General features: G+C 58.9%; 18 protein-coding genes and 1 pseudogene. 5 read left to right on the top strand and 14 right to left on the bottom strand.

Annotation, left to right across the window (positions count from 1 at the left end):
* Positions 1–79: 79 nt before the first annotated feature.
* From CYB_RS01435 to CYB_RS01470, 9 genes and pseudogenes are all read right to left on the bottom strand, one after another.
* Positions 80–1,366 (bottom strand): SBBP repeat-containing protein, encoded by a 1,287-nt coding sequence (locus CYB_RS01435; protein ID WP_011431973.1) that lies wholly within the window; start codon positions 1,364–1,366, stop codon positions 80–82.
* A 204-nt stretch (positions 1,367–1,570) separates the two neighbouring features.
* Positions 1,571–2,086, bottom strand: a complete 516-nt coding sequence (locus tag CYB_RS01440) for a gamma-glutamyl-gamma-aminobutyrate hydrolase family protein (RefSeq protein ID WP_011431975.1) — start codon at positions 2,084–2,086, stop codon at positions 1,571–1,573.
* A 167-nt stretch (positions 2,087–2,253) separates the two neighbouring features.
* Positions 2,254–3,285, bottom strand: coding sequence for an ABC transporter permease (locus CYB_RS01445; protein ID WP_238376851.1), 1,032 nt, complete (start codon positions 3,283–3,285; stop codon positions 2,254–2,256).
* A 76-nt stretch (positions 3,286–3,361) separates the two neighbouring features.
* Positions 3,362–5,140: an ArnT family glycosyltransferase gene (locus tag CYB_RS01450; RefSeq protein WP_011431977.1), complete on the bottom strand. Its 1,779-nt coding sequence runs from the start codon at positions 5,138–5,140 to the stop codon at positions 3,362–3,364.
* 170 nt (positions 5,141–5,310) lie between these two features.
* A pseudogene (locus tag CYB_RS15605) lies at positions 5,311–5,494 on the bottom strand (hypothetical protein); the annotation flags it as partial.
* Between the two features lie 4 nt (positions 5,495–5,498).
* Positions 5,499–7,343: a DUF2254 family protein gene (locus CYB_RS14010; protein WP_049749549.1), complete on the bottom strand. Its 1,845-nt coding sequence runs from the start codon at positions 7,341–7,343 to the stop codon at positions 5,499–5,501.
* 27 nt (positions 7,344–7,370) lie between these two features.
* A complete protein-coding gene (gene ftsY / locus CYB_RS01460; protein ID WP_011431979.1) occupies positions 7,371–8,867 on the bottom strand; it encodes a signal recognition particle-docking protein FtsY in 1,497 nt (498 codons plus the stop codon).
* A gap of 103 nt (positions 8,868–8,970) precedes the next feature.
* Positions 8,971–9,798 carry an LmeA family phospholipid-binding protein gene (locus CYB_RS01465; protein ID WP_011431980.1) on the bottom strand — a complete coding sequence of 276 codons (828 nt, stop codon included), beginning with the start codon at positions 9,796–9,798 and terminating at the stop codon, positions 8,971–8,973.
* 68 nt (positions 9,799–9,866) lie between these two features.
* Positions 9,867–10,334: a hypothetical protein gene (locus tag CYB_RS01470; protein ID WP_011431981.1), complete on the bottom strand. Its 468-nt coding sequence runs from the start codon at positions 10,332–10,334 to the stop codon at positions 9,867–9,869.
* A gap of 327 nt (positions 10,335–10,661) precedes the next feature.
* On the opposite strand from CYB_RS01470, the gene CYB_RS01475 reads away from it, so the two are divergent.
* Entirely contained in the window at positions 10,662–11,027 is a 366-nt protein-coding gene (locus tag CYB_RS01475) for a hypothetical protein (RefSeq protein ID WP_041436106.1), read from the top strand.
* 119 nt (positions 11,028–11,146) lie between these two features.
* Here the strand turns inward: CYB_RS01475 and CYB_RS01480 are convergent, their stop codons facing one another.
* Positions 11,147–12,100: a M48 family metallopeptidase gene (locus tag CYB_RS01480; protein WP_011431982.1), complete on the bottom strand. Its 954-nt coding sequence runs from the start codon at positions 12,098–12,100 to the stop codon at positions 11,147–11,149.
* 172 nt (positions 12,101–12,272) lie between these two features.
* On the opposite strand from CYB_RS01480, the gene minC reads away from it, so the two are divergent.
* The 4 genes from minC (at position 12,273) to CYB_RS14015 (ending at position 16,956) form a co-directional block, all read left to right on the top strand.
* Entirely contained in the window at positions 12,273–13,007 is a 735-nt protein-coding gene (gene minC, locus CYB_RS01485) for a septum site-determining protein MinC (RefSeq protein WP_011431983.1), read from the top strand.
* On the top strand, positions 13,004–13,810 hold the full coding sequence (gene minD, locus CYB_RS01490) for a septum site-determining protein MinD (protein ID WP_011431984.1): 807 nt from the start codon (positions 13,004–13,006) through the stop codon (positions 13,808–13,810). Before minC ends, minD begins: the two co-directional genes overlap by 4 nt.
* A gap of 91 nt (positions 13,811–13,901) precedes the next feature.
* On the top strand, positions 13,902–14,204 hold the full coding sequence (minE, locus tag CYB_RS01495) for a cell division topological specificity factor MinE (protein ID WP_011431985.1): 303 nt from the start codon (positions 13,902–13,904) through the stop codon (positions 14,202–14,204).
* Positions 14,205–14,601: 397 nt separating this feature from the next.
* Entirely contained in the window at positions 14,602–16,956 is a 2,355-nt protein-coding gene (locus CYB_RS14015; protein ID WP_011431986.1) for a cation:proton antiporter, read from the top strand.
* On the opposite strand, the gene CYB_RS01505 is transcribed toward CYB_RS14015, so the two are convergent.
* From CYB_RS01505 to rimM, 4 genes are all read right to left on the bottom strand, one after another.
* Positions 16,934–17,302 (bottom strand): gamma-glutamylcyclotransferase family protein, encoded by a 369-nt coding sequence (locus tag CYB_RS01505; RefSeq protein WP_011431987.1) that lies wholly within the window; start codon positions 17,300–17,302, stop codon positions 16,934–16,936. The genes CYB_RS14015 and CYB_RS01505 overlap by 23 nt on opposite strands.
* 42 nt (positions 17,303–17,344) lie before the next feature.
* Complete coding sequence (plsY, locus tag CYB_RS01510) at positions 17,345–17,956, bottom strand: glycerol-3-phosphate 1-O-acyltransferase PlsY (RefSeq protein WP_041436109.1); 612 nt, start codon at positions 17,954–17,956, stop codon at positions 17,345–17,347.
* A gap of 202 nt (positions 17,957–18,158) precedes the next feature.
* A complete protein-coding gene (gene gyrB, locus CYB_RS01515) occupies positions 18,159–20,087 on the bottom strand; it encodes a DNA topoisomerase (ATP-hydrolyzing) subunit B (protein ID WP_011431989.1) in 1,929 nt (642 codons plus the stop codon).
* Positions 20,088–20,288: 201 nt separating this feature from the next.
* Entirely contained in the window at positions 20,289–20,828 is a 540-nt protein-coding gene (gene rimM, locus CYB_RS01520) for a ribosome maturation factor RimM (RefSeq protein ID WP_011431990.1), read from the bottom strand.
* Positions 20,829–20,836: the final 8 nt, after the last annotated feature.

Below are 20,836 nucleotides of genomic sequence, written 5' to 3' on the forward strand. Positions count from 1 at the left end.
CCTAGCATGGGGCAGCTTTCTGCTGGCTACTGGGGTGTTGAGCTGCCGCAGAGGGATCCCGCCCTGGCAAAGCCTCAGCCTAACGAGCGTATTTGAGTACAAAGGCATCTTTCATGCCGGCTCGGGGTTGGTCAGGAAAGGCTCCCCAAGTTACCCCCGCCACCCAAAGATTTCCCCTTCTATCCGAAGCAAGAGAACCGATCCATTCAAAGTCAGGGGTTCCAAACTGGTGGCTCCAGAGTTCATTGCCGTTGACGTCGTAAAGGCACACAAAGGCATCGCTAGGCAACTGACCCGCTGGGGTTCCCTGGGTATGTCCTGCCACCCAAATGTTCCCGATTCCATCCACAGCGATGGCCAGGACTCGTTCCCTCCGTTTGCCTGGGAATTGGCGGTTCCAGAGTTGGTTGCCGTAGGCATCGTACTGCTGCACAAGAACGCTGTACTCCCCTGCCTGGCCGGTGGGAGCTTCTTGGATGAATCCCGCTATCCAGACATTCCCCATCTCACCTACAGCGATGGAAAAAGCCCCGTCACCCCTCCCGCCTGAAAACTGGCGAAGCCAGAGCTGGTTGCCCTCGGGATCATATTTGCGCACAAAGCCTCCCGCTCTGGGACTCCGTCCCGCTGACGCGACCGACTGTCCCGGAAGGCTTTCTTGAATGGATCCCACCACCCAGACATTTCCCTCCTCGTCGGCAGCCAGGGCACCGGCCCGCCGATGGAGCTCGAGCTCTCGAGTCCAGAGCAGGTTGCCATTGGAGTCATACTTGTGCACAAAGCTTTTACCCCTGGATTGGCCGGAAGGGGCTAAGGACTCCGTCCCGCTACCGCGAACGGCATCCCCCGCCACCCAGACGTTGCCCTCTGCATTCACGGCAAGAGCCGTGACCCCGTCCAACTCCCCACTGCCGAACCGACGAGTCCAGAGTTCCCTGCCCTGGGGATTGTACCTGCGCACGAAAGCTTCCTTCCCCCCGGCACTGACCTGGTGGGGGAAAGTCCTGTAGGTAACCCCTGCCACCCAGGCGTTTCCCCACCTGTCCACCGCTACGGCTAGCGCTTCGTCAAGACTGGAAGTTCCAAACTGGCGGGTCCAGAGTTCCTTACCTTGGGCGTTGTACTTGCGCACAAAGGCATCTCCCCCACCTGCCCCGGCCTGCTTGGGAAGAGTTCCGTGGGTAACTCCCACCACCCAGGCGTTTCCCCTCTCATCTACAGCGATGGAGTGGGCCTCGTCGGAGCTAGGGGTTCCAAACTGGCGGAGCCAAGGAGCAGGATCCTCGCCGCAGGCACCCAAAAGAGCCGAGCTGGCAAAAGCCAGCCCTAGAGAGACAACCCTCTCCAGCGGTCGCTTCCTGTTCATATGCGTACGGCACCCTGACGGGAAAGGACTCCGTCCCGCTACCGCGATCGGCGCTTCCTGACAAGGGGGTACCGCCTAGAAGTTAGCACGGGATAACTGACGGGATAACTGTTGGATGATTCTCCAACGGCAGGACTGTCCTCTGGCTGGGAACCTTCCTTTAGGCGACTTGGGGTACGGGCTCAGGGTTGGGCAGCAGGCCAGCTAGGCGCGGGGAAAAACGCAGTGCTGCCTGCACAAAGGCTTGAAACAGACGGAAGTGCAAGGACTCCGTCCCGCTGACGCGAAAGGACTCCGTCCCGCTACCGCGAACAGCTTGCCGCCACTGACCACATTTAACAATTGCATCCCCCGGCAAATGCCCAAAACAGGGATCCCCTGGGCCAGCACGGCCTGAGCCAAGGCCACCTCAAATCGATCCCGCTCCGCGTTCACATAGCGCACCTGGGGATGTTGCGGATCCTCTCCAAAGGACTCCGTCCCGCTACCGCGAAAGGTGCTGGGGCAGAGGTCGCCGACACCGGTCAACACCAGGCCATCCACCCAAGACAGCAAAACCTGGGGCTCGCTTTCGCCTGGGGGAAAAAGAACAGGGATCCCTCCGGCAGCACGAATGGCATCCACATAGCGGCCTGGCGCTACAAAGTCTCCCTCGTCATTGCGGTTGCGGGTGGTAACGCCGATGAGCGGTCGATTTGAAAAAGGGGATGTCCGATTCATCCTTCTACGATAACCTTATTTCCCGATGTTGATGGTGCTATGCCTACGGCAGAGGAACCGCACCACTGTCCTGAGCAGAAAAATCCAAAGTTTTCCCCCGCGATAGGAGTTAAATCTCGTTGTTGCGCAACGCTAACGCAAAGGGATCCCAGAAATCGCCGAAGCCATTAACCTTTCCCAAGGAAGTAGCGGCGGCTGATCCCTTGGGCCAGCAAGACGAACAACACCAGGGATCCCTGAATCACACCGGCCAAAGAAGACTCCAATTGCAAAGAGAGAGGCAGTTGCAAGCTGCCGATGTTAAGACTGCTGAAGAAAAAGGCAATCGGCAAAATCAGCAGGGGGTTAAAGCCTGCCAGCATCACCACCAACAAGGCCAGAAAGCCCAAATTGCTGGAGATATTGGGGATGAGGCGATGGAACAGAGCCAACACCTGCAAGGCGCCCGCCAGCCCTGCTAAGCCCCCACAGCAGGCAAATGCCATGAGCAACCTGCGGGTAGCCGGGATCCCCAACCGGAAAGCAGCTACAGGGTTTTTCCCCACCGCCCGCAACTGCAGGCCGAAGCGAGTGTTGCCCACCACCAGCACCGTCAGGGCCAAAGCCAACAGGGCCAGCAGCAACGCCACCGGACTGGCCTCTGACCGCCCCCAGGTGGGCAACCACAGACGGGGATCCAACACTTCCGTCCCGCTCATGGAAGCCACCCCCGGCCTTTTCCAAGGGCCGAAGATCAGGTAGAGCACCCAACCTTGGGCAACAAAATTCAGCCCCAGCCCAGCGAAGATCTCGTTGACCCGCCCCCACACATTCAGGATCCCAGCCAACAGGCCCCAGCCCGCCCCCCCCAGGATCCCGGCCAAAAGCGCCAAGGTAATGGCCAGTGGCGGCGGCAACCATCCCGCTTCCAGACGCACCAGAAACGTGGCCGCAATTGCCCCGACCACCATTTGCCCTTCGATGCCCAAGTTGTAGAGACCGGCAACAAACGTAAACACCAGCCCACAGCAGCAGAGGACAAGGGGAGCCAGCGTTGCCAAAACCCGGCCAAACTGAGCTTCAGTGCCGAAGGCCCCCTGCCACATGCTGGCCGCCACCTGGAGAGGTGAAGCCCCCGCCAGCAGGATCACCCCCGCCACAAATAGCAGCGCTGCCAGCCAAGCCAATCCCTGGATTACCCAGGTACGCTCTAGAGACACCCACGACCGGCCCGATTCCGCTATTCCCGCCATGCTTTAACACTTCCTAGGATTCTTAAACTTAAGATTTTTAAACTCAAAGAGGCTCCCCGCTGCCCTGCTCCAAGAGGGGATCCAAACGGCGCACCAGTTGCCAGCCCTCCACCTCCGCCAGAGGTTGTAACCCCAAATCCCGGATCTCCACCTGTTCTGCCTGCACCGGAGATACCCAAAGGTAGTCTCCATGCTCCCCTCGTCGCAGAGCCTGATCATCCACCCATCTCCCCGGATTAGGGGTATAAAAAGCGATGGCCTGGGCCTGACAGACATCCGGCAAGCCGCTGCGGCCAATATCCACCACCGTCTCCCCAGACTCTGTCGAGGACTCCGTCCGAATAGCGCGAACGGACGGGGGCAGCATTTGGTTCCAATCCATTTGGGCAAAAGCAGGGCTGAAGTTGCCGAAATCAGGCCGCAAGACGATGGTGATCATGGCGAGGATCCCGGCCAACAAGAGGATTCCCACCCACAGCTCGCCGGCGCAGCGCAACACCCGCCACCAACTCCAGATCCCCGGCAGCAAGAGGTACAAAAGACCCATCGCCACCAGCGGCCAAGCGTGGGATTGCAGAAGCTCCAGACCGTCTACGCCCAGCCGGACGGCCACCCCCAAACCCAACAGCAGCAGCCCCACCGCTGCCAGGCCCCAAGAGATCACCTGAGCCAGACGGGGCTTTAAGTGCAAGGACTCCGTCCCGCTAACGCGATCCGCACCGCTGACGCGACCCCGCATAGCCAACGCTTGATCCAAGGCTACCCCGGCCAAGAGAGCCAGCCAAGGGTAAAGCTGCACGGTGTAGTAGGGGGTTTTGGTGGGATAAAGCTGCAACAACAACAGCAGCAGCAGGGGGAAAGACCAGATTAGCAGCGTGGATCCCGGCTGCTGGCGCACCAGGAGAAAGCCACCCACCAAAGCCAAAACCGTCCACGGGAAGCCATGAACGGGAATGTGCCAAAAGTAGTACCAGCCGGTGGCATCCGCATGGAAGGGCTCTTGCCCCAGATCCCACACCTTCCCCACCAGGGTGGTCAGCACCTGTGGGCCATACACCTGCATGGCTGGACCTAGCCAGAGGCCAAAAATCCCCAAGCCCAGCCCAAGCGCCAGCCAAAATGGGGCGGATCCCATCCAGCGGCGCCGTTGCTGCACGAGATAGGGGATCAAAGCCGCCCCCGGCAGCAGGATCATGGCACTTTTCATCAGCAGGCCCAGCCCGAAGGCCACTCCGGTTAGCCAAAACCAAACCCTGTGGCCGCGGATACCGTTGACCAGCCCCAGGATCCCCAGCAGCTCCAGAAAGGTCAAGGGCACATCCTGCCCCACCAGCCGCCCCTGCTGCACCCAGAGGTAGCACAGGGGCAAAACCGCCATCCCCAAAAAGGCCGCCCGCATCGGCAAAAAAAACCACCCAATCCAACCCACCAGGGGAATGGAGAGCAAAGCAGCGAGGATCCCTGGCAGCCGCGCTGCCCACTCGTTTACCCCGTACAGGGCAAAACTGAGGGCCACGCTCCAGGTGAGCAGAGGGGGTTTCTCGAAAAAAGGCTCCCCCAAAAAAGTGGGCCCCAGCCAATGCCCTCCCCGCAGCAGCTCGCGGGCCATTTGGGCATAAAAGCTCTCGTCGCAGCCGGCCAAACTGGGATCCGCCCCCGAAAGCACAAACAGAGGCACTGCCAGGCCCATGACTAGTAGGCTTAGGCCCCAAAAGGGCACTAGGTGCGGGTCGCGGCGAAACTGAACGAAGGAGCTGGATCCCGGCAGGGATCTGCGGCTAGGAGAACTGCCCAGACGGTTGGGGTTGCCGAAAGGACGCATGGGACTCCGTCCCGCTAACGCGATGGGACAAGTCAGCAAGGGGCGGCTCTAACCAGACTAGACAAGGACTCCGTCCCGCTTACGCGAGCGGCAGAATTTTTTAGGGAAGCTCCAGAGATCCAGAGGAGCTGATACATTTACGCTGAACACTGCTGAACATCACTGTTCAACTATGCAGCGATAGCATTCTGTTTGTTTCCAACCAGAATGGCGGTATCCCGCAAAGCTTTGAGTAGAATACCCAAAGCGCAGTTTCCGTGTCGTCTTACTACCAATTTTCTGCTTTGCTTTGGCTACCATGTTGGCAGACTCGAAAGTAAACAGAAAGATCAACTGGTAGTAATCCGTACTGAACATATTATACATTATTTTCAGTATAGTTGAGCTTATTATTGACTAGAGTCATGCTCTTCAGCTTATCTGCCGGCAAGGTTAAGCCCTGAAACCAGCTAAAAAACTGCAAGGACTCCGTCCCGCTGACGCGAAAGGACTCCGTCCCGCTTACGCGATCGGCATAGGGCCAAAGAGCGGGCTCCAAGTAGTAGAAGTTCTCCCCCCGGTCGGTAAACTCCCAAAACTCTGCAGCCGTAGAGAGCAGCTCTTGGTGGATGCTCTGCAGGCGCGCCAGGGGCTCGTGCTGCATATCCTGATAGATCAGCCTGGCCCAGTCCTCCCGGCCACGACTGAGGAAATAGGCTGCCAAGCGGACTTGGGTTTTGCGGATCCCACGCAGGGTGGTTTCCTGTTGCTCGCTTTCGGGATCCTGATCCAGACGTAACAAGGCTTGCACAATGGCTTCCGTTGTTTCAGAGCCCAGAGCACAGCTCGACTGGGCCAACATTCCCAGATCAAAGCCAAAGGTTTCAGATAGGAAAAAGAGGCCAGCTTTGTAGGCAATTAAGCTGTAGTAGCGAAAGTAGCCAACAATCTGCAAGACCAGAGCCGACTGGCGGTGTTGTAGGGCTGCCTCGGCCAACAAGCGGTACTGCTTGAGCAGGTTGTAGCCGCTGCGGATGTCTCGCGCGTTGATGACGGCCCGCAGATAGGTGTTGAAAAACTTGATCACCCACCCCGCTACCGTGAGTTGTTGGGCTTCCAGGGCGCGGATCCCCAGCTCCCGGCTGTGAATGGCCACCAGGGTGCTCGCCTGGCGCATGCCGTTTAGCCCCTCGGCAAACAAGGCTTGATACTGCCGCAGTATCTTCAGCTCCAGCCAGGATCCCTCTGCCTCGATCCGGCCCAGCAGGCCCCTATCCACCGAAGCAAAGTCCGGATCCCGCCGCAGAGCCGGGGTAAAGAGAAACCAGGCAGGGGGCAGTTGTGCTTTGTGAGCAGCATAGAAGACCCACAGAGACTTCAAGCTGTCCAAGGCTTCCAGGAGAATGCTCCCCTCCTGCTGACGGAGAGCACTGGTGGCGATGCTTTTGATTTCATCCAGAGCCGAGAGGCAGCGCTGATGAGCTGGCGAGCATTCGCCCATTGGAGAGTGCTGCTCTGTTGCTATGCCTACGGCACCCTGTATTCCTGCGCATCGCTGTTGCTGCACAACGTTGTCGTGACGAGGCCGCAGTTGCAGTGAACAACGGGAGAAATAGCCCCTCTTGGATCCGGAGTCCGATCCTGATCTCCTGGAAGCAAGGGATCCCAAAACGGCCTGCCGCACCTGCTGCTCAATGCGATGGATAATCGAGGCCGGTTGCAAGAAGTGAAACACGAAGCGAAAGTAGGGGATCAGCACCAAAAACGAGGCTGTGCCCAGCAGCAAATTCAGACCGATGAGCAGCCCCAGACGTTGTTGCTCCACACCGCCGACGCGAACGTAAAGGCTCAGGGCTGCCGAACTCCACAAACTGACCACATTGGCCAGAATCAGGAAAAAGAAGAGGTAGAAATTGACTTTCTCGCGCAAAAACAGCTCCGTGACCTTTGGCGTGAAGCGATCCGCGCTCAACTGCACCACAATGGCCACCACCGAGAGGGTAAAGCCCAGCACCCCCGACAACACCTGAGCCAAGGTGGTTACAAATTCCTGCAAAGCTTCTGTATCCTGCGTGGATCCCGCCCGAACCAGGTTCAACCCGCTCTGGATCCAGCGGTGCCCACCCCAAGCCCAAAGCAAACCTGCCCCCACCACTGCAGCACTCCAGGGCAGAAAGCGGGGGCGACGCCCAACAAAGCCTGGATCTGTGTGTCTCTCTTTCACAATGGCCCTTCTCAGAGAGGGGGTGCCTCAATACTCGCTTAGAAGAGCTTCCACAAACTCGTAGCTGGAAAAAGGCCGCAGATCTTCTAGCCCCTCGCCGGCGCCGATAAAGCGGATGGGCAGGTTCATCTGCTGCGTAATGGCCAGGGCAATCCCCCCCTTGGCGGTGCTATCCAGCTTAGTCAGGATCACACCGCTCAACTTGGCAGCCTCGGCAAACACCTCGGCTTGGCGCAACCCGTTTTGCCCTTGGGTGGCATCCAGCACCAGAAGGCTTTCTACTTTGGCTTCGGGAGCTTTTTTGTCAACGATGCGGCGGATCTTGGCTAGCTCGTCCATCAGGTTTTTCTTGTTTTGCAGACGGCCTGCCGTGTCCACCAACAGCAACTCGGTGCCCCTGGCCTTGGCGGCTGTGATGGCGTCAAAAACCACCGCTGCCGGATCGGCATTGGGAGAGGGATTGGCGATTACCTCTACCCCTGCTCGCTCTGCCCAAACCTTGAGCTGCTCCACAGCAGCAGCCCGGAAAGTATCAGCAGCAGCAATCAGACAGCGGTATCCAGACTTGCGGGCGACATGGGCAATTTTGCCAATGGTGGTGGTTTTGCCCGCCCCATTCACCCCGACAATCAGCCAAATGTTGAGCGTGTCCCGTTGTGGGGCAAAGGTGGGATTCCCCACCGTCAACATCTGCCGCATCTGCTGCTTGAGGTATTTGACGGCCTCCTCTGGGGGCACCACCTCCTCTCGCATGCGCTTTTGTAGGGCTTGGATGATCTGCTCGGTGGCGTCGATCCCCACATCGGCCTGCAGCAACAGGGCCTCAATTTCTTCCACAGCCTTCTGATCCAGGGGGCCGCGGCCTACCAGGGCTTTCAACTGGTTGATCAGGTTAAGGCGAGTTTTGCCCAAGCCTCGCCGCAGCTTTTGCAGCCAGGAGATTTCCTCAACGGAAATCTCTTCCGGTTTGCGCCCTTGGGCCGCCAGGATCTCGGCTGACCAGCGGAAGCCCTCATCGAAGACCAGCTCTTCCGGCCCAGTCTCTGGAGAAGGAGCAACGGCTGGAGTCACCGGCTCGGGTTTGGGCTCATCCACGGCGCTGGCTTGCAGGGCTTGGAGACGCTCAGCAGCACGGGGAGCCAGATCGAAAAACGAGGGAGCTGCCGCCGGCTGCACAGGGGGCGATTCTGGAGATGCTGGTTCTTGTGTTGGAGTGGAGGACTGGACGGGTTCACGGGGTTCTGCTTGGGCAAGTGGGCCGGAGTCCTCAGTCGAGGCCGGTGGCTGTGGCTGGACGGATTCTGCAGGGATCCCTTCCGCTGGCGCAGGTGGGACAGAGTCCTGGGTTGCCGGTGGGGCTTGGGCAGCGGTACGGGCCTTCAGGTTGGCATAGGCGGCTTTGGCGAAGGCCAAATAGTCTTCCGGGGAGATCTCCGCCGGTTCCGGGGCCGGTGGCGAAGGCTCTGCTTCACCAGAAGAGTCGGTAGAGTCGGTATAGCGGCGGCGAAACCAATCGAAGGCCATAATCCCATCTCCAGCCTGGCTGATCTTTATCCAGTTTGACAGAGCAGCTCTCCTGCTAGAGCGCAGCCCTGGGGAGCTCATCCCTGCTCAATGGGGATCCCCGTTAGCGGGACGAGGTCCTTTCCAACCCTTCCACCCGCACAAACCCAATCACCTGCAACTGGTCAGGCTCTATCTCTAGGCTGAGCACCCGCATCAGGATCCCAATCTCTTCCAGCTCTTGCAGGTCAAGCACCTCATTGAGCCCGCCCAAAAACGCTGCTGAGATCTCATCGGGAACCCGCACAGAACCGATCACAAACTCCGGATTCTCCAGCTTTAGGCTGCGCCCTTCTTCCACGCGGATCCCGGTGTTAAACACCACCTCCACCGCTCGCGTTAGCGGGACGGAGTCCTTTTGCTCAGTACCGCCGTCTTTCTCCACCAAGAGGGCAGAGAGCTGAATGCGGCTGGGATCCAAAAACTCGACGCGGGGCTGACGCAGATCAAAACGGCGAGCTTCCCTTCCAGCTCCCCCAAAAGGCAGATCGGCGCGGATATCCTGAAACTGGCGGAGCACCTCCGGCTTGTTGAGGGCAGCATTCAAGTCCTCTTCCCGCACCAACACCCGTACCGCCGCTTGCAGAGGTCGCGCCAGGCGCAAGGGAGCCCCCTGGAAAAAAGAGGGGTCAATTGCCACCGGATCAGTTTCCAGCTCCAGAAGCTCGATGCGGGGAAAGGGCGCTCGATAGAGCCCGCGACCGGCGATCAGCAGGCGATCCGCTTGGCCATTCAGCAGCCGGTAATTGGGCTGGCTTTGGATGCGCACCTCCAAAACCTCTGCCCGATCCAACTGATCCAACAGAAGCTGCCGCGCCGTCTGATCCGCCAGATAGCCCGCTCCTCCTCCCAAGCCCGCCAACAGCCCCAAGAGAACCGCCAGGATCTCCATGCTCACTGCCCTGCTGTGCCCTAACCTAGGTTAGCAAGGGGATCCCTGGCCCCCCTTGGGGATCTGGGCTAGCGCAGCACCTTGAGGGGGCTGGCCTCAATGGGTCGGTTGCCCATAAAGGTTTTGGCAATTTTCAGGCCATCGGCCATTATCGGCCGATTGAGCGCGGGGTCATGGATGAATTTGGCGCCAGAGGCAACCGTTGGGCGTCCCTCCCCCCAAGTGTCCACGACTTTGAGAGTTGCAGCAGCAACTGGACGTCCGTCGGCATAGTAATCCACCACTTTCAGGGTCGAAGCCCCAACCGGACGGTGGTCAATCTCAATTTCGCTGAACTTGACAGGGCTGGGAAACACGGGCGGGCCGGATTTCTCCCCCAGCAGTACCGGCATCTGAGCAGCCGCAGAGGCCCCATCAGCAGGCAGGGGAGCCAGGTTTAGAGCGTTACCCGTTTGCGTTAGCGGGAGGGCGTCCTTTCCCATAGAAGAAGCCTCTTGCTCTGGAAGCGTGCCGGAATGACCATTTGGAACGGCCATAAGAAACTCCTGAGTTGGTAGAGATAATGAACAAAACAGGACGGGAAAGGGCAGGAAGCTAGATCCCAGTGGAGCGCTGCAGAAGAGGGATATCCTTGGCAGGGCTAAAGGTTGGCCTCCCCAAGTTCAAATGAGTGAGACTGAATCTCGAATCTAAAAATATTCTAAACCAAAGTTTGGCATGGGATCCGCCGGCTGTGACCCAACGGTTCCTGAGACGATGCCGGCCAGTCGCGTTAGCGTTGCGCAGCTATGACGTCCTCTTCGCTTCAGCCACTCCCTGGCAAAATCCAAAGCGGACGGTACACTAGTGAGTTAGCAAAGTCTATGGCAGGGATCCCCTATTCCTATTGGCGCTGGGCAAGGTGGGCTACACCGGCTCTGTGGGCGTTGCTGCTTTTGTCTGCTCCTGCGGCTTGGGCTTCTGCCCCGGATGCGCCCCCATTTGACTTGGGTGTCGTCCGCTCCCGTTCTTTGCCGTGGAGACATCCTCTCCTTGTTCCCGAGCAGAAGGATCCCATCCCAGCCACTCGCGTTAGCGGGACGGAGTCCTGGGTTGAGGTCGAGGTGACAGAGCATCCCTTTCTGGAGTTCACCCTTGAAGAAAGCAACGCAGCTATTGCCCTATTCGGCTGTGATTGCCCGGCCCACCTCAACCAGTTGCGGAGACTGCGTGGCCTGCCTTTGCTGTGAAGCATAGCTCCACCAGTAGCCATCCCCGACCAAGAAACACAGGAAGTCATCAAGGCCAAAGATTGGGAGCGAGAGCCATTTCAGCCGGCCTTGGGCAGAAGGGATCCCTCTGTGCCGAGTTAGGGCAGGACAGGGAGTAGCGGCAGGATCTCAATCTCGGTGCGTTGGGTTTGTTCGGGGGATCCGGAGGGCCAAATGGAGCCGCCGGAGCCGTGGAGTGGAACGGTCTGACCGGCTGGGCTGACCATGCCGTGCTGAATGATGAGCTGGTTGAGGCGGGCAATGCGCTCCGAGACGGGGGGATGGGTGCGCAGGAACTCTGGCACAGATCCGCGGGATTGCAACTTGGCCAAAAATTGCGGCATGCCCTGCGGGTCAAACCCGGCGCGATAGGCTGCCCCCAGACCTTTTTCATCGGCGATAAACTCGTTCTCACGGCTCTGCGGGCGCCGTACTCCCAATTCCAGGGCCAGAGCGGCCAGGGTACTGTCGTTGAGCCCCAACAATTGAGCCCCAAACTGGGCAGTGGCAGCCTGCTGCAGTTGTTGCAGGCCGTGGCGTTCGCCGATGTGAGCCACCTCGTGGGCCAGCACGGCGGCAATCTGGTCGTCGTTGTCGGCGGCTGCGAGGGCACCAGTGGTGATGTAGACAAAGCCTCCCAGTGTGGCAAAGGCGTTGATGTCGGGATCTTCCACCACTTGAAAGGTGTAGGGCAGATGGGGCCGTTCGCTGTGGGCGGCCACCCGTTGGCCAATGCGGTTCACCCGCTCGACCCAGTAGGGATCCGAACTGAGGCGAAGTTGTCCCCGCGCTTTCAGTTGTCGATCGATCTGGCGGCCTAAGCTCACCTCTTGGGCATCGTTCAACTGGCTCACCTGCAGCCACTGAAGGCCATGAATCAGCAAACGGCCCAGATCTTGGGCATGGGCAGGGGATCCCATCCCAGATGCCGCAAGAATGCTGAGTAGGGCAATGGCGACCGGTCTCACCGCGCGAGAACTCCACCCCTTGGAGAGGAGAGGATCCTGTCCTGCTGGCGCGAGCAGCCTGAGGGTGTGGCGAGGTTTCAACATCAGGAATTGGCTCCATCAAGTACCCTCAAGTTAGCGATCCCGAAGCAAGATTGTCCTGCCACCCAAGCGAAACCGCTTTGCTATCAAGGGCAACCGCCGAGAGAGTTTCCCCTGGCTTGGGGGAATGGAATAGGATAGGGCTCTATATTCAGGCAGACGTTTAAGGGCGGTCATGACGGGATCCCCTACATGGAACCCTGAAATCTCCTCATCTCCAGACTCCTGGGCCACGGGCAGCGTTTACTTTCGGTCGGATGCCCAGGGGATCCATCTGCACTTGCCCAGCACCTTGCCTTGGGAGGAGCTTTGGGAAAACCTGGTTTGGCAGTTGCGCAGCCGCAAACCCTACTGGGCCGGAGTCGCTCCCCTCACCCTCTGGAGCCAGCAGCGAGAGCTGGACATGCCCACCCTACAACTTCTTGCTGCCCTATTGTCTCAGCATGGACTGCAACTGTGGCGCGTTCAAACTCGATCCCGCTCGACAGCGATTGCAGCAGCGACGTTGGGGTATTCTGTGGAGCAATCTTCCCTTTTGGAGGCAGTTCCCCTTGCTCCCCCAGACACCACACCTCTGTACCTACGTTCGACAGTGCGCTCTGGCATGTCCGTGCGTCACAGAGGATCCGTATTCCTGTTGGGGGATCTCAACCCCGGCGGCGAGATCATTGCCGGAGGAGACGTTTGGGTTTGGGGACGCTTGCGGGGCCTGGTTCACGCGGGGGCCGACGGCGACAAGGGAGCTGTAATTTTGGCTTTGCAGTTGGAGCCCACTCAGTTGCGCATTGCCGATCAAGTGGCCCGTCCGCCAGAAGGTGGATCCCTGCCCAACACCCCTGAAGTGGTTTACCTGCAGGAGGATGTCATCTGCGTCGCCAGCCTTCAGGATTTTTTGCGGAGAGGAGTATGAGCCGAGTCATTGTCATAACCTCTGGTAAAGGTGGAGTCGGCAAAACCACCGTGACGGCCAACCTGGGCACTGCCTTGGCGCGCTTGGGTCGCTCGGTGGTGGTGGTGGATGCAGACTTTGGCCTGCGCAACCTGGATTTGCTGCTGGGGCTGGAGAATCGGGTGGTGTACACGGCCCTAGAGGTGATTGCCGGGGAGTGCCGCCTCGAGCAGGCTTTGGTGAAAGACAAGCGCACCCCCAATCTCTCGCTGTTGCCGGCAGCCCAAACCCGCAACAAAACGTCGGTGCATCCGGATCAGATGCGCCAGTTAATCGAGAAGCTGGCCAGCAGCCATGACTATGTGCTGATCGATTGTCCTGCTGGGATCGAACAAGGGTTTCGCAATGCCATTGCCGGGGCCAACGAGGCCATCATCATCACCACCCCAGAAGTGGCAGCGGTGCGGGATGCAGATCGCGTGGTGGGCCTGCTGGAAGCTGCACAGATTTCATCGACTCAGCTGATTGTTAACCGCCTGCGCCCGGACATGGTGGCAGCCGGCCAGATGATGTCGGTGGAAGATGTGGTGGAGGTGCTGGCCATCCCGTTGGTGGGTATCATTCCAGAAGACCGCGAGGTGATCGTCTCCACCAACAAAGGGGAGCCCCTGGTTCTCTCCGCCAATCCAACTCTGGCTGCTCAGGCCATTCAGCGCATTGCCCGACGGCTGGAAGGGGAAACAGTGGACTTCCCCAAGATGGCCAGTTTGGGCGAGTCCTTTTGGGAGCGGGCCAAACGGTTTTTAAACCAAAAGGTGCTCTGACGACTGTTCCATCTCTAATTCATCCAGGTTGCAATGGCAATTTTGACCTGTTTACAACTTTCACAACTGAGTAACAAAGCCAACAAAACCTATGCTCCTCGATTTTTTGGATCAGCTTTTTTCTCGGCACTCCGGCAACAGCCGCCAGCAAGCCAAGCAACGGTTGAAGCTGATCTTGGCCCATGACCGCGCTGACCTCACCCCGGCGGCGCTGGAATCAATGCGCCTGGAGATTTTGGGGGTGGTGTCCCGCTATGTGGAGCTGGATTCAGAAGGGATGCAGTTTCACTTGGCCACGGAAGGGGGAACGACTGCTCTTATTGCCAATCTGCCTATCCGTCGCGTTAAGCCCTTAGAGACCGGTCTCAGCCGCTCAGAAGGCGAGAAAGCCTAGAAGGGGAGATTTCTGGCAGCATGTTAATTGGCCTTCATTCCAACAGGGCTCCCAATGCCAGAGTGGTCGTCAAGCTCGCTCTGTGATAGGTTGAGGTAAGTCGTGTGTACTGTAGAAAGAGTGGAGCTGGGTGTAGCTTTTGCAACTTTATGGAGCCAGCACACAGAGGTTAACTAAATGTTAACTCTGCATGTTCGAGCTCATGAACTGCTGACGTGATGGGCAGAGCCACCTTGACGATTGGAGACTTTCCAGCAGTCTGTATTGGCGTTAGCGTTGCGGAGTAATAACGACGTTAACGATGGAAACAAAACGATGGAAACAATGAGAGGGTTGGCGTTCAGTAGCTGGAAAGGTAAGGGCTCCGTCCCGCTATTGCGTTCGGTTAAGCCTCAATATGCAAGATTCATTTGAGCTGACGATCCTGTTTACGCTAGCCCTGGTGGCTGGGATCGCTGCTCAGGTGCTGGCCAATTTTGTCAAAGTGCCCAGCATTGTATTCCTGCTGCTGTTTGGCCTGTTGCTGGGACCAGATGGTTTGGGCTGGGTTCATCCCCAAGTCATGGGATCCGGGCTGGAAGCGCTGGTGTCGTTGGCGGTGGCTCTGATCTTGTTTGAGGGGGGACTGAACCTGCGGCTGCAACGTCTCAATCCGGTATCCGATAGCCTGCGCAATTTGGTTTTGTTGGGATCCCTGCTGACCCTGGTGGGGGGAGCGGCAGCAGCTCACTATCTGGGGGAGTTTCCCTGGCGGCTGGCTTTTTTGTTTGGATCCCTGGTGGTGGTGACGGGGCCGACGGTGATCAACCCTATCCTGAAGCGGGTACGAGTCGATTCGGCAGTCAGCACCCTCCTGGAAGGAGAAGGGGTGCTCATCGATCCCATCGGGGCCATTTTGGCGGTGGTGGTGCTGCAGGTGGTGCTCTCTGGCCATCCCAGTTTTCTCATGGCCTTGGAACAGTTGTCCAGCCGTCTGGCCATCGGGTCGGCGGTGGGAGCGCTGGGGGGCTGGCTGATGGGATCCTTCCTGCTTTGGTCGCGGCAGTTTTTAACCGAGGAGCTGCGCAACTCGGTGGTGATGGCGGGGGCCCTGGGGGTGTTTGCCTTGGCCCAGTCGCTGCGATCGGAGGCGGGGCTGATGGCAGTGGTGATGGCGGGCCTGGTGGTGCGGCAGAAGGCGGCCATTGCCGAGCGGGGTGTGCGGCAGTTTCACGGCCAGTTGGTGGTGTTGGCCATCTCGGTGATCTTTATTTTGCTTACCGCCACGCTCTCCCTCAAGGCGGTGTTTGCCCTGGGCTGGGGATCCCTGGCCACAGTGCTGTGTTTGATGCTGGTCATCCGTCCCTTGAGTGTGTGGCTGTGTACCTGGCGCAGCGACCTGAATTGGCGGCAGAAGCTGTTTGTGGCTTGGCTGGCTCCTCGGGGCATTGTGGCGGCTTCGGTGGCCTCCTTGTTTGCCATTCTGCTGACAGAACGGGGCATTACCGGGGGAGATGCCCTCAAGGCGCTGGTGTTTTTGACCATCTCGGTGACGGTGACGGTACAGGGGCTGACCGCGGCTTGGGTGGCCCGTTGGCTGGGTCTGGATCAGGGCAGTTCCACCATAATCATCGGCGATCATCCCCTCACCAACCAATTGGCCCAGTTGATGCGCTCGCTCAACCAGACGGTCGAGGTGATCCCGTTGGTTTCTGGGTCTTCCAAAAATGGGCACGGCAGCTACAAAGCTCCCCACCCAACAGACGGTAAGGACTCCATCCCGCCATCCCGTAAGTCCTCCACATCCCTGTCAGGAACGCCGAAGCGTCGTCCAGCAGATGGCTTGCCCCCACAACTTCATTCCTCTGACGGCAACGGCACCCACAAGTCTGCCCCAAGCCAGGAAGTCGGCAAGCCAGAAGCCATCCCCGGATCCCTGCAGGAAGCTGTACTGAACGAGTCTGCTTTGTTGAAGGCCGATATCGACCATGCGGAAACTCTGTTGATCCTGACTCTGGATCCGCAGGTGAACTGGGCCATTGCCGAGTTGATGGTGAAACTCTCGGTTTCGGCCACCATCTGGACGGTGTTGCTGCCGGATATGCCCATCTCAGAAGGGATCCGCACCTTGCAGCCTTCCTTCCCCCAACTGCAGCGCTGGGCCGGCTATCTGGAGGCCAATCGGGCCGAGCTGCGCTCGATCACCCTACCCACGTTGGCAGACCTGGGCCTGCCTCTCCCTTTATCGCTACGTGACGCTTCTGCGAATGCGGCCTCAACCCTGCCGGAGGCAGTGCGGAGCAATAGAGCTGATGTCTTGACGGCTCAAGAGTCGTTCCCGACAGCGGTGCGGAGCGCTTTTTCAGCACCAGCGCTGCCCAATCCCTTCCTGGCCCAGATGGGACTGGAGGATCCCACCCTTGAACGGCTGCGGGATCAGTTTGCCTATCGAATCAAAGCCGATCTATGCCTGCCCTTGTTGTTGGTGCGCCCGCAGCGGCTGAGGAGCGGCTCATCTCGACCGGGTCGGCTCTTCTACCTGCCTGAGCCAGACATTTGGCGACGCGGGGATCGCATCTACTACCTGGAGCGCGTTTCCAGCCCTGTGGATGCTGGTGTTCTCTCCGCCAAAGAGCCTGATTCCCAAGAATGGGATCCGTCCGCAGCCGTTCACACTCGCGTTCGCGACAGTGGTGCGGAGCACAACAGTGGGATAGAGTCTTTGTTGCCGCCCCAGTATGTTGAGGGCGTCAAGCTCCACTTTGATCTCTAACCAGCCAGCGGCCACTGGGGATGAGCGAGCACCCTTGCACCTGCTCAGGCCGACCCAGATAAACCCAAGCAAAGGTGCCGCTATCCAGTTGCACCCACTGCCGTTCGTACACCCGCGGGTGGTCTTCCAGTTCGTCCAATCGGGGCAATAGACTCAAGGGGATGCGGTAGCACTCGCCGTAGAGCCGGTTTCGGCCACGAACTGCCATCGGGTAGGGGCCGAGACTGTAAAGATCAATGTGGTTGAGGCTGTCTGTCCCCAAAAATTCTGCCCCCTGCAGCAAGCTGTGGTATTGGCCGCCCCGCAGCAGGGATCCGTAGACAAAAACCACTGTGGTCGGTTGCATAGCGTTGCGGAGTAATACAGCTGCTTCACAGTGCCTTGAAAATTAGGGAGATTGCGTCCATTTTTGGCCAATGCGCGGCTCCGACCCGGCCAGTAGGCGCTCGATGTTGCGCCGATGAGCACCGATCACATACACCCCGCCCGCCAACGCAAACAACAAATAGGGCAAAGGTTGAGCTGTTGCCCACATCACCACCGGAGCCGCCACTGCCGCCAGCAGGGAGCTGAAGGAAACGATGCGGGTGAGGGCGAGCCCCAGCAGCCAGACGCCGAAAGTTGTCAGGGCTACTGGCCAAGCCATAGCCAACAAGATCCCCAGGCTGGTGGCCACCGATTTGCCCCCCCTGAAGCCCAGCCAGCAGGAACGGCTATGGCCGATCACCGCGAACAATGCCGCCAAAACCACCCACCACGCGGATCCCAAGGCCGATCCCAGAGCCACTGCTGCTGCCCCCTTGGCAGCATCCACCAGCAACACCAGCAGGGCGGGCCCCTTGCCCAACGTCCGCAACACATTGGTCGCTCCGGTAGAGCCGGATCCCTGTTGGCGAATATCGATCCCCCCCCACCAACGGCCTACCCAATAGCCGGTTGGAATGGATCCCAGGAGATAGCCCCCCAGCACCGCAAGAAGAGCCGTAAGCAATGCAGGCATAGCAGGATCTGGAACGCTCTTCCCTCACTTTGCCACAGGGTCTGGGCTGCAACTGGGATCTTGCCCCGTCCGGGAGCTTTTGGCTGCTCGCGGCCTCGTCTGCAACACCGTTACGTTCGCGCCAGCGGTGCGGAGCACTTTCCCCCTGCCGTGGGCCCCGAAGAGGCGGGACAGAGTTCTCTCCACCCAATATCGAGAGTCGCTAAATATCGAGAGCCGCCAGATCCAAATGGGCACTGTGGGCCTCAATAAACTCCCGTCGGGGACCAACAGCATCTCCCATCAAGATGGTGAAAATGCGATCCGCCTCCACCGCATCTTCGATGGTGATTTGTTTGAGGGTGCGCGTTGCCGGGTTCATGGTGGTCTCCCAAAGTTGTTCAGGCATCATTTCCCCCAGACCCTTGAACCGTTGGATGGTGTACTTGGCGTTGGCAGGCAGCCCCCGCAGGATTTGGTCTTTCTCGGCGTCGCTGTAGCAGTAGCGAACATTGTTGCGACCCCACTCGATTTTGTAGAGCGGCGGACAGGCGATATAGACATAGCCCTGTTCCAGAAGCGCCTTTTGATAGCGGTAGAAAAAGGTCAGCAACAGGGTGCGAATGTGGCTACCGTCCACATCGGCATCGGTCATGAGGATGATGCGGTGGTAGCGCAGTTGGCTGGGATCAAATTCATCGCCTTTAACTCCCAAACCCAGCGCTGTGATCATCGCCTGAATTTCGGCGTTTTTGTAGATCTTGGCGGGATCCGCCTTTTCAATGTTGAGGATCTTGCCGCGCAAGGGCAACACCGCCTGAAACTGCCGATCCCGACCTTGTTTGGCGCTGCCCCCTGCAGAGTCGCCTTCCACCAAATACACCTCAGACTCCGCCGGGTCGCGGCAACTGCAATCGGCCAACTTCCCCGGCAGCGTGGAAGATTCCAGGGCAGATTTGCGCCGCACCAATTCTCTGGCCCGCCGGGCTGCCTCGGCAGCATTGAAGGACTGGATGGCCTTATCGACGATCCCCCTGGCCACGTTGGGGTTGAACTCCAAGTACTCCGTGAGCGCCTCGGAGACGAGGGTTTGCACAATGCCCCGCACCTCGGTGTTGCCCAACTTGGTTTTGGTTTGCCCCTCAAACTCGGGGTTGGGTACCTTGACCGAGACGATGGCCGTCAACCCCTCGCGCACATTTTCCCCAGCCAGGTTGCTGTCGGAATCTTTCAGCTTGTTGAGTTTGCGGGCTTGGCTGTTGATGGTGAGGGTGAGAGAGGTTTTCAGGCCCTCTAGGTGGGTGCCTCCTTCGTTGGTGCGAATGTTGTTGGCAAAGCCAATCAAAGTGTCGGTGTACACATCCGAGCACCACTGCAGGGCCACTTCCACCTCCACCCCATCCCGCTCCCCTTGGATGTAGATGATGTCGGAGTGGATGGGCGTTTTTTCGTGGTTGATAAAGGCTACATATTCCTTGATGCCGCCTGCATATTGATAGGTTTCGCAGTGAGGCGGATCCCGCCGCAGATCGCTAAAGGTAATTTTCAAGCCGGCATTGAGGTAGGCCAACTCGCGAAAGCGGGCCGCCAATACGGCATAGTCAAACTCTCGCTCGGGAAAGATCAGCCCATCCGGCTTGAAGCGCACCTCTGTACCCCGCCGGTTGGATCCCTTGGGTTGGGGTTCAGATTTCAGGGATCCCACCACCGCCCCGCGCTCGAAACGTTGAAAGTAAACCTTGCCCTCTCGCCAAACCGTCACCTCCACCCATTCGGAGAGGGCATTCACCACCGACACGCCCACCCCGTGCAGCCCACCGGAGACTTTGTAGCCGCCACCGCCAAACTTGCCCCCCGCGTGCAGCACCGTCAGCACCGTAACCAGGGCCGACTGACCGGTTTTGGGGTGGATGTCCACCGGAATGCCACGGCCATTGTCCAAAACGGATACCGAGCCGTCGGGATGCAGGCTGATCTGAATATCATTGCAATAGCCGGCCAGGGCCTCATCCACAGAGTTGTCCACCACCTCGTACACCAAATGGTGCAACCCCTTCGGCCCGGTGGAGCCAATGTACATGCCAGGCCGCTTGCGCACAGCCTCCAAGCCTTCCAAAACTTGGATCTGCTCTGCACCGTAGTTTTCCGTCATTCCCAACTCCAATTCCGAAGAAGGCTCCCGGCCAAGATCAACAGAAACCCAGAAAAATTGACCTTAAAGGCCAGGAATCAGCTTATCATCAAAAAACTGTCCCCATGATAGCACAAAAGGCTAGAACGGCCACACAGACGCTTCTGAGGGCCAAGTTCAGGATGGGATGCAGGTACGGAAGTCAGGCCGTCTTGCCGAACTCTAACCCAGAAAGCTCTCCACCAGCCCCGGCGGCGGCTGCACGTGAAGCGCGCCTTTTTCCAAGTCCACGACAGGCACCAGGGCTTTCACAAAGGGTATCAACACCTGCCGATGGTCAGAGGTCGTTATCTCCAGCACATCCTGGCCGGCTGCCAAAATCCCCGAAACCTGTCCCAGCAGCTCCCCTTGGTGATAGACGGCCAAGCCGATGAGATCGCGGTAGTGGTACTCTTCCGGCTGCAAGGGCAAGCGGTGGGAAGCCGGTACCAGCAGCCTAGCCCCCACCCAGGTCTCAGCCACCGTTCGATTGGGGATCCCTTCCAGTCGCACCAAATAAAGACCCTTAGCCGGGAAAAACTGCCCCTCGATCAAGGGGTGCAGCAGGGGCTCGGGATCCGTATCCCGCTGCAACCAGCGTGGTCCAGGCTCTGTGAAGCGCTCTGGAAAATCCGACCAGCACCTAACCCGCAGCCAGCCCCGCAAGCCGTGGGCCGCCACCACCTGTCCCACCAGCAGCCAATCGGGATCCCGGGCCATCATGGTCGGTC

Origin of the sequence: Synechococcus sp. JA-2-3B'a(2-13), assembly GCF_000013225.1 — a bacterium.
Taxonomy (GTDB): Bacteria; Cyanobacteriota; Cyanobacteriia; order Thermostichales; family Thermostichaceae; genus Thermostichus.

Coding starts and splice junctions, on each gene's coding strand:
- gyrB (WP_011431989.1), bottom strand. CDS start 20,087: ATGACGGAAAACTACGGTGCAGAGCAGATCCAAGTTTTGGAAGGCTTG.
- CYB_RS01505 (WP_011431987.1), bottom strand. CDS start 17,302: ATGCAACCGACCACAGTGGTTTTTGTCTACGGATCCCTGCTGCGGGGC.
- minD (WP_011431984.1), top strand. CDS start 13,004: ATGAGCCGAGTCATTGTCATAACCTCTGGTAAAGGTGGAGTCGGCAAA.
- CYB_RS01470 (WP_011431981.1), bottom strand. CDS start 10,334: ATGGCCGTTCCAAATGGTCATTCCGGCACGCTTCCAGAGCAAGAGGCT.
- CYB_RS01450 (WP_011431977.1), bottom strand. CDS start 5,140: ATGCGTCCTTTCGGCAACCCCAACCGTCTGGGCAGTTCTCCTAGCCGC.
- CYB_RS01475 (WP_041436106.1), top strand. CDS start 10,662: ATGGCAGGGATCCCCTATTCCTATTGGCGCTGGGCAAGGTGGGCTACA.
- CYB_RS14015 (WP_011431986.1), top strand. CDS start 14,602: ATGCAAGATTCATTTGAGCTGACGATCCTGTTTACGCTAGCCCTGGTG.
- ftsY (WP_011431979.1), bottom strand. CDS start 8,867: ATGGCCTTCGATTGGTTTCGCCGCCGCTATACCGACTCTACCGACTCT.
- CYB_RS01480 (WP_011431982.1), bottom strand. CDS start 12,100: ATGTTGAAACCTCGCCACACCCTCAGGCTGCTCGCGCCAGCAGGACAG.
- CYB_RS01465 (WP_011431980.1), bottom strand. CDS start 9,798: ATGGAGATCCTGGCGGTTCTCTTGGGGCTGTTGGCGGGCTTGGGAGGA.
- rimM (WP_011431990.1), bottom strand. CDS start 20,828: ATGATGGCCCGGGATCCCGATTGGCTGCTGGTGGGACAGGTGGTGGCG.
- minE (WP_011431985.1), top strand. CDS start 13,902: ATGCTCCTCGATTTTTTGGATCAGCTTTTTTCTCGGCACTCCGGCAAC.
- CYB_RS01440 (WP_011431975.1), bottom strand. CDS start 2,086: ATGAATCGGACATCCCCTTTTTCAAATCGACCGCTCATCGGCGTTACC.
- CYB_RS01435 (WP_011431973.1), bottom strand. CDS start 1,366: ATGAACAGGAAGCGACCGCTGGAGAGGGTTGTCTCTCTAGGGCTGGCT.
- minC (WP_011431983.1), top strand. CDS start 12,273: ATGACGGGATCCCCTACATGGAACCCTGAAATCTCCTCATCTCCAGAC.
- plsY (WP_041436109.1), bottom strand. CDS start 17,956: ATGCCTGCATTGCTTACGGCTCTTCTTGCGGTGCTGGGGGGCTATCTC.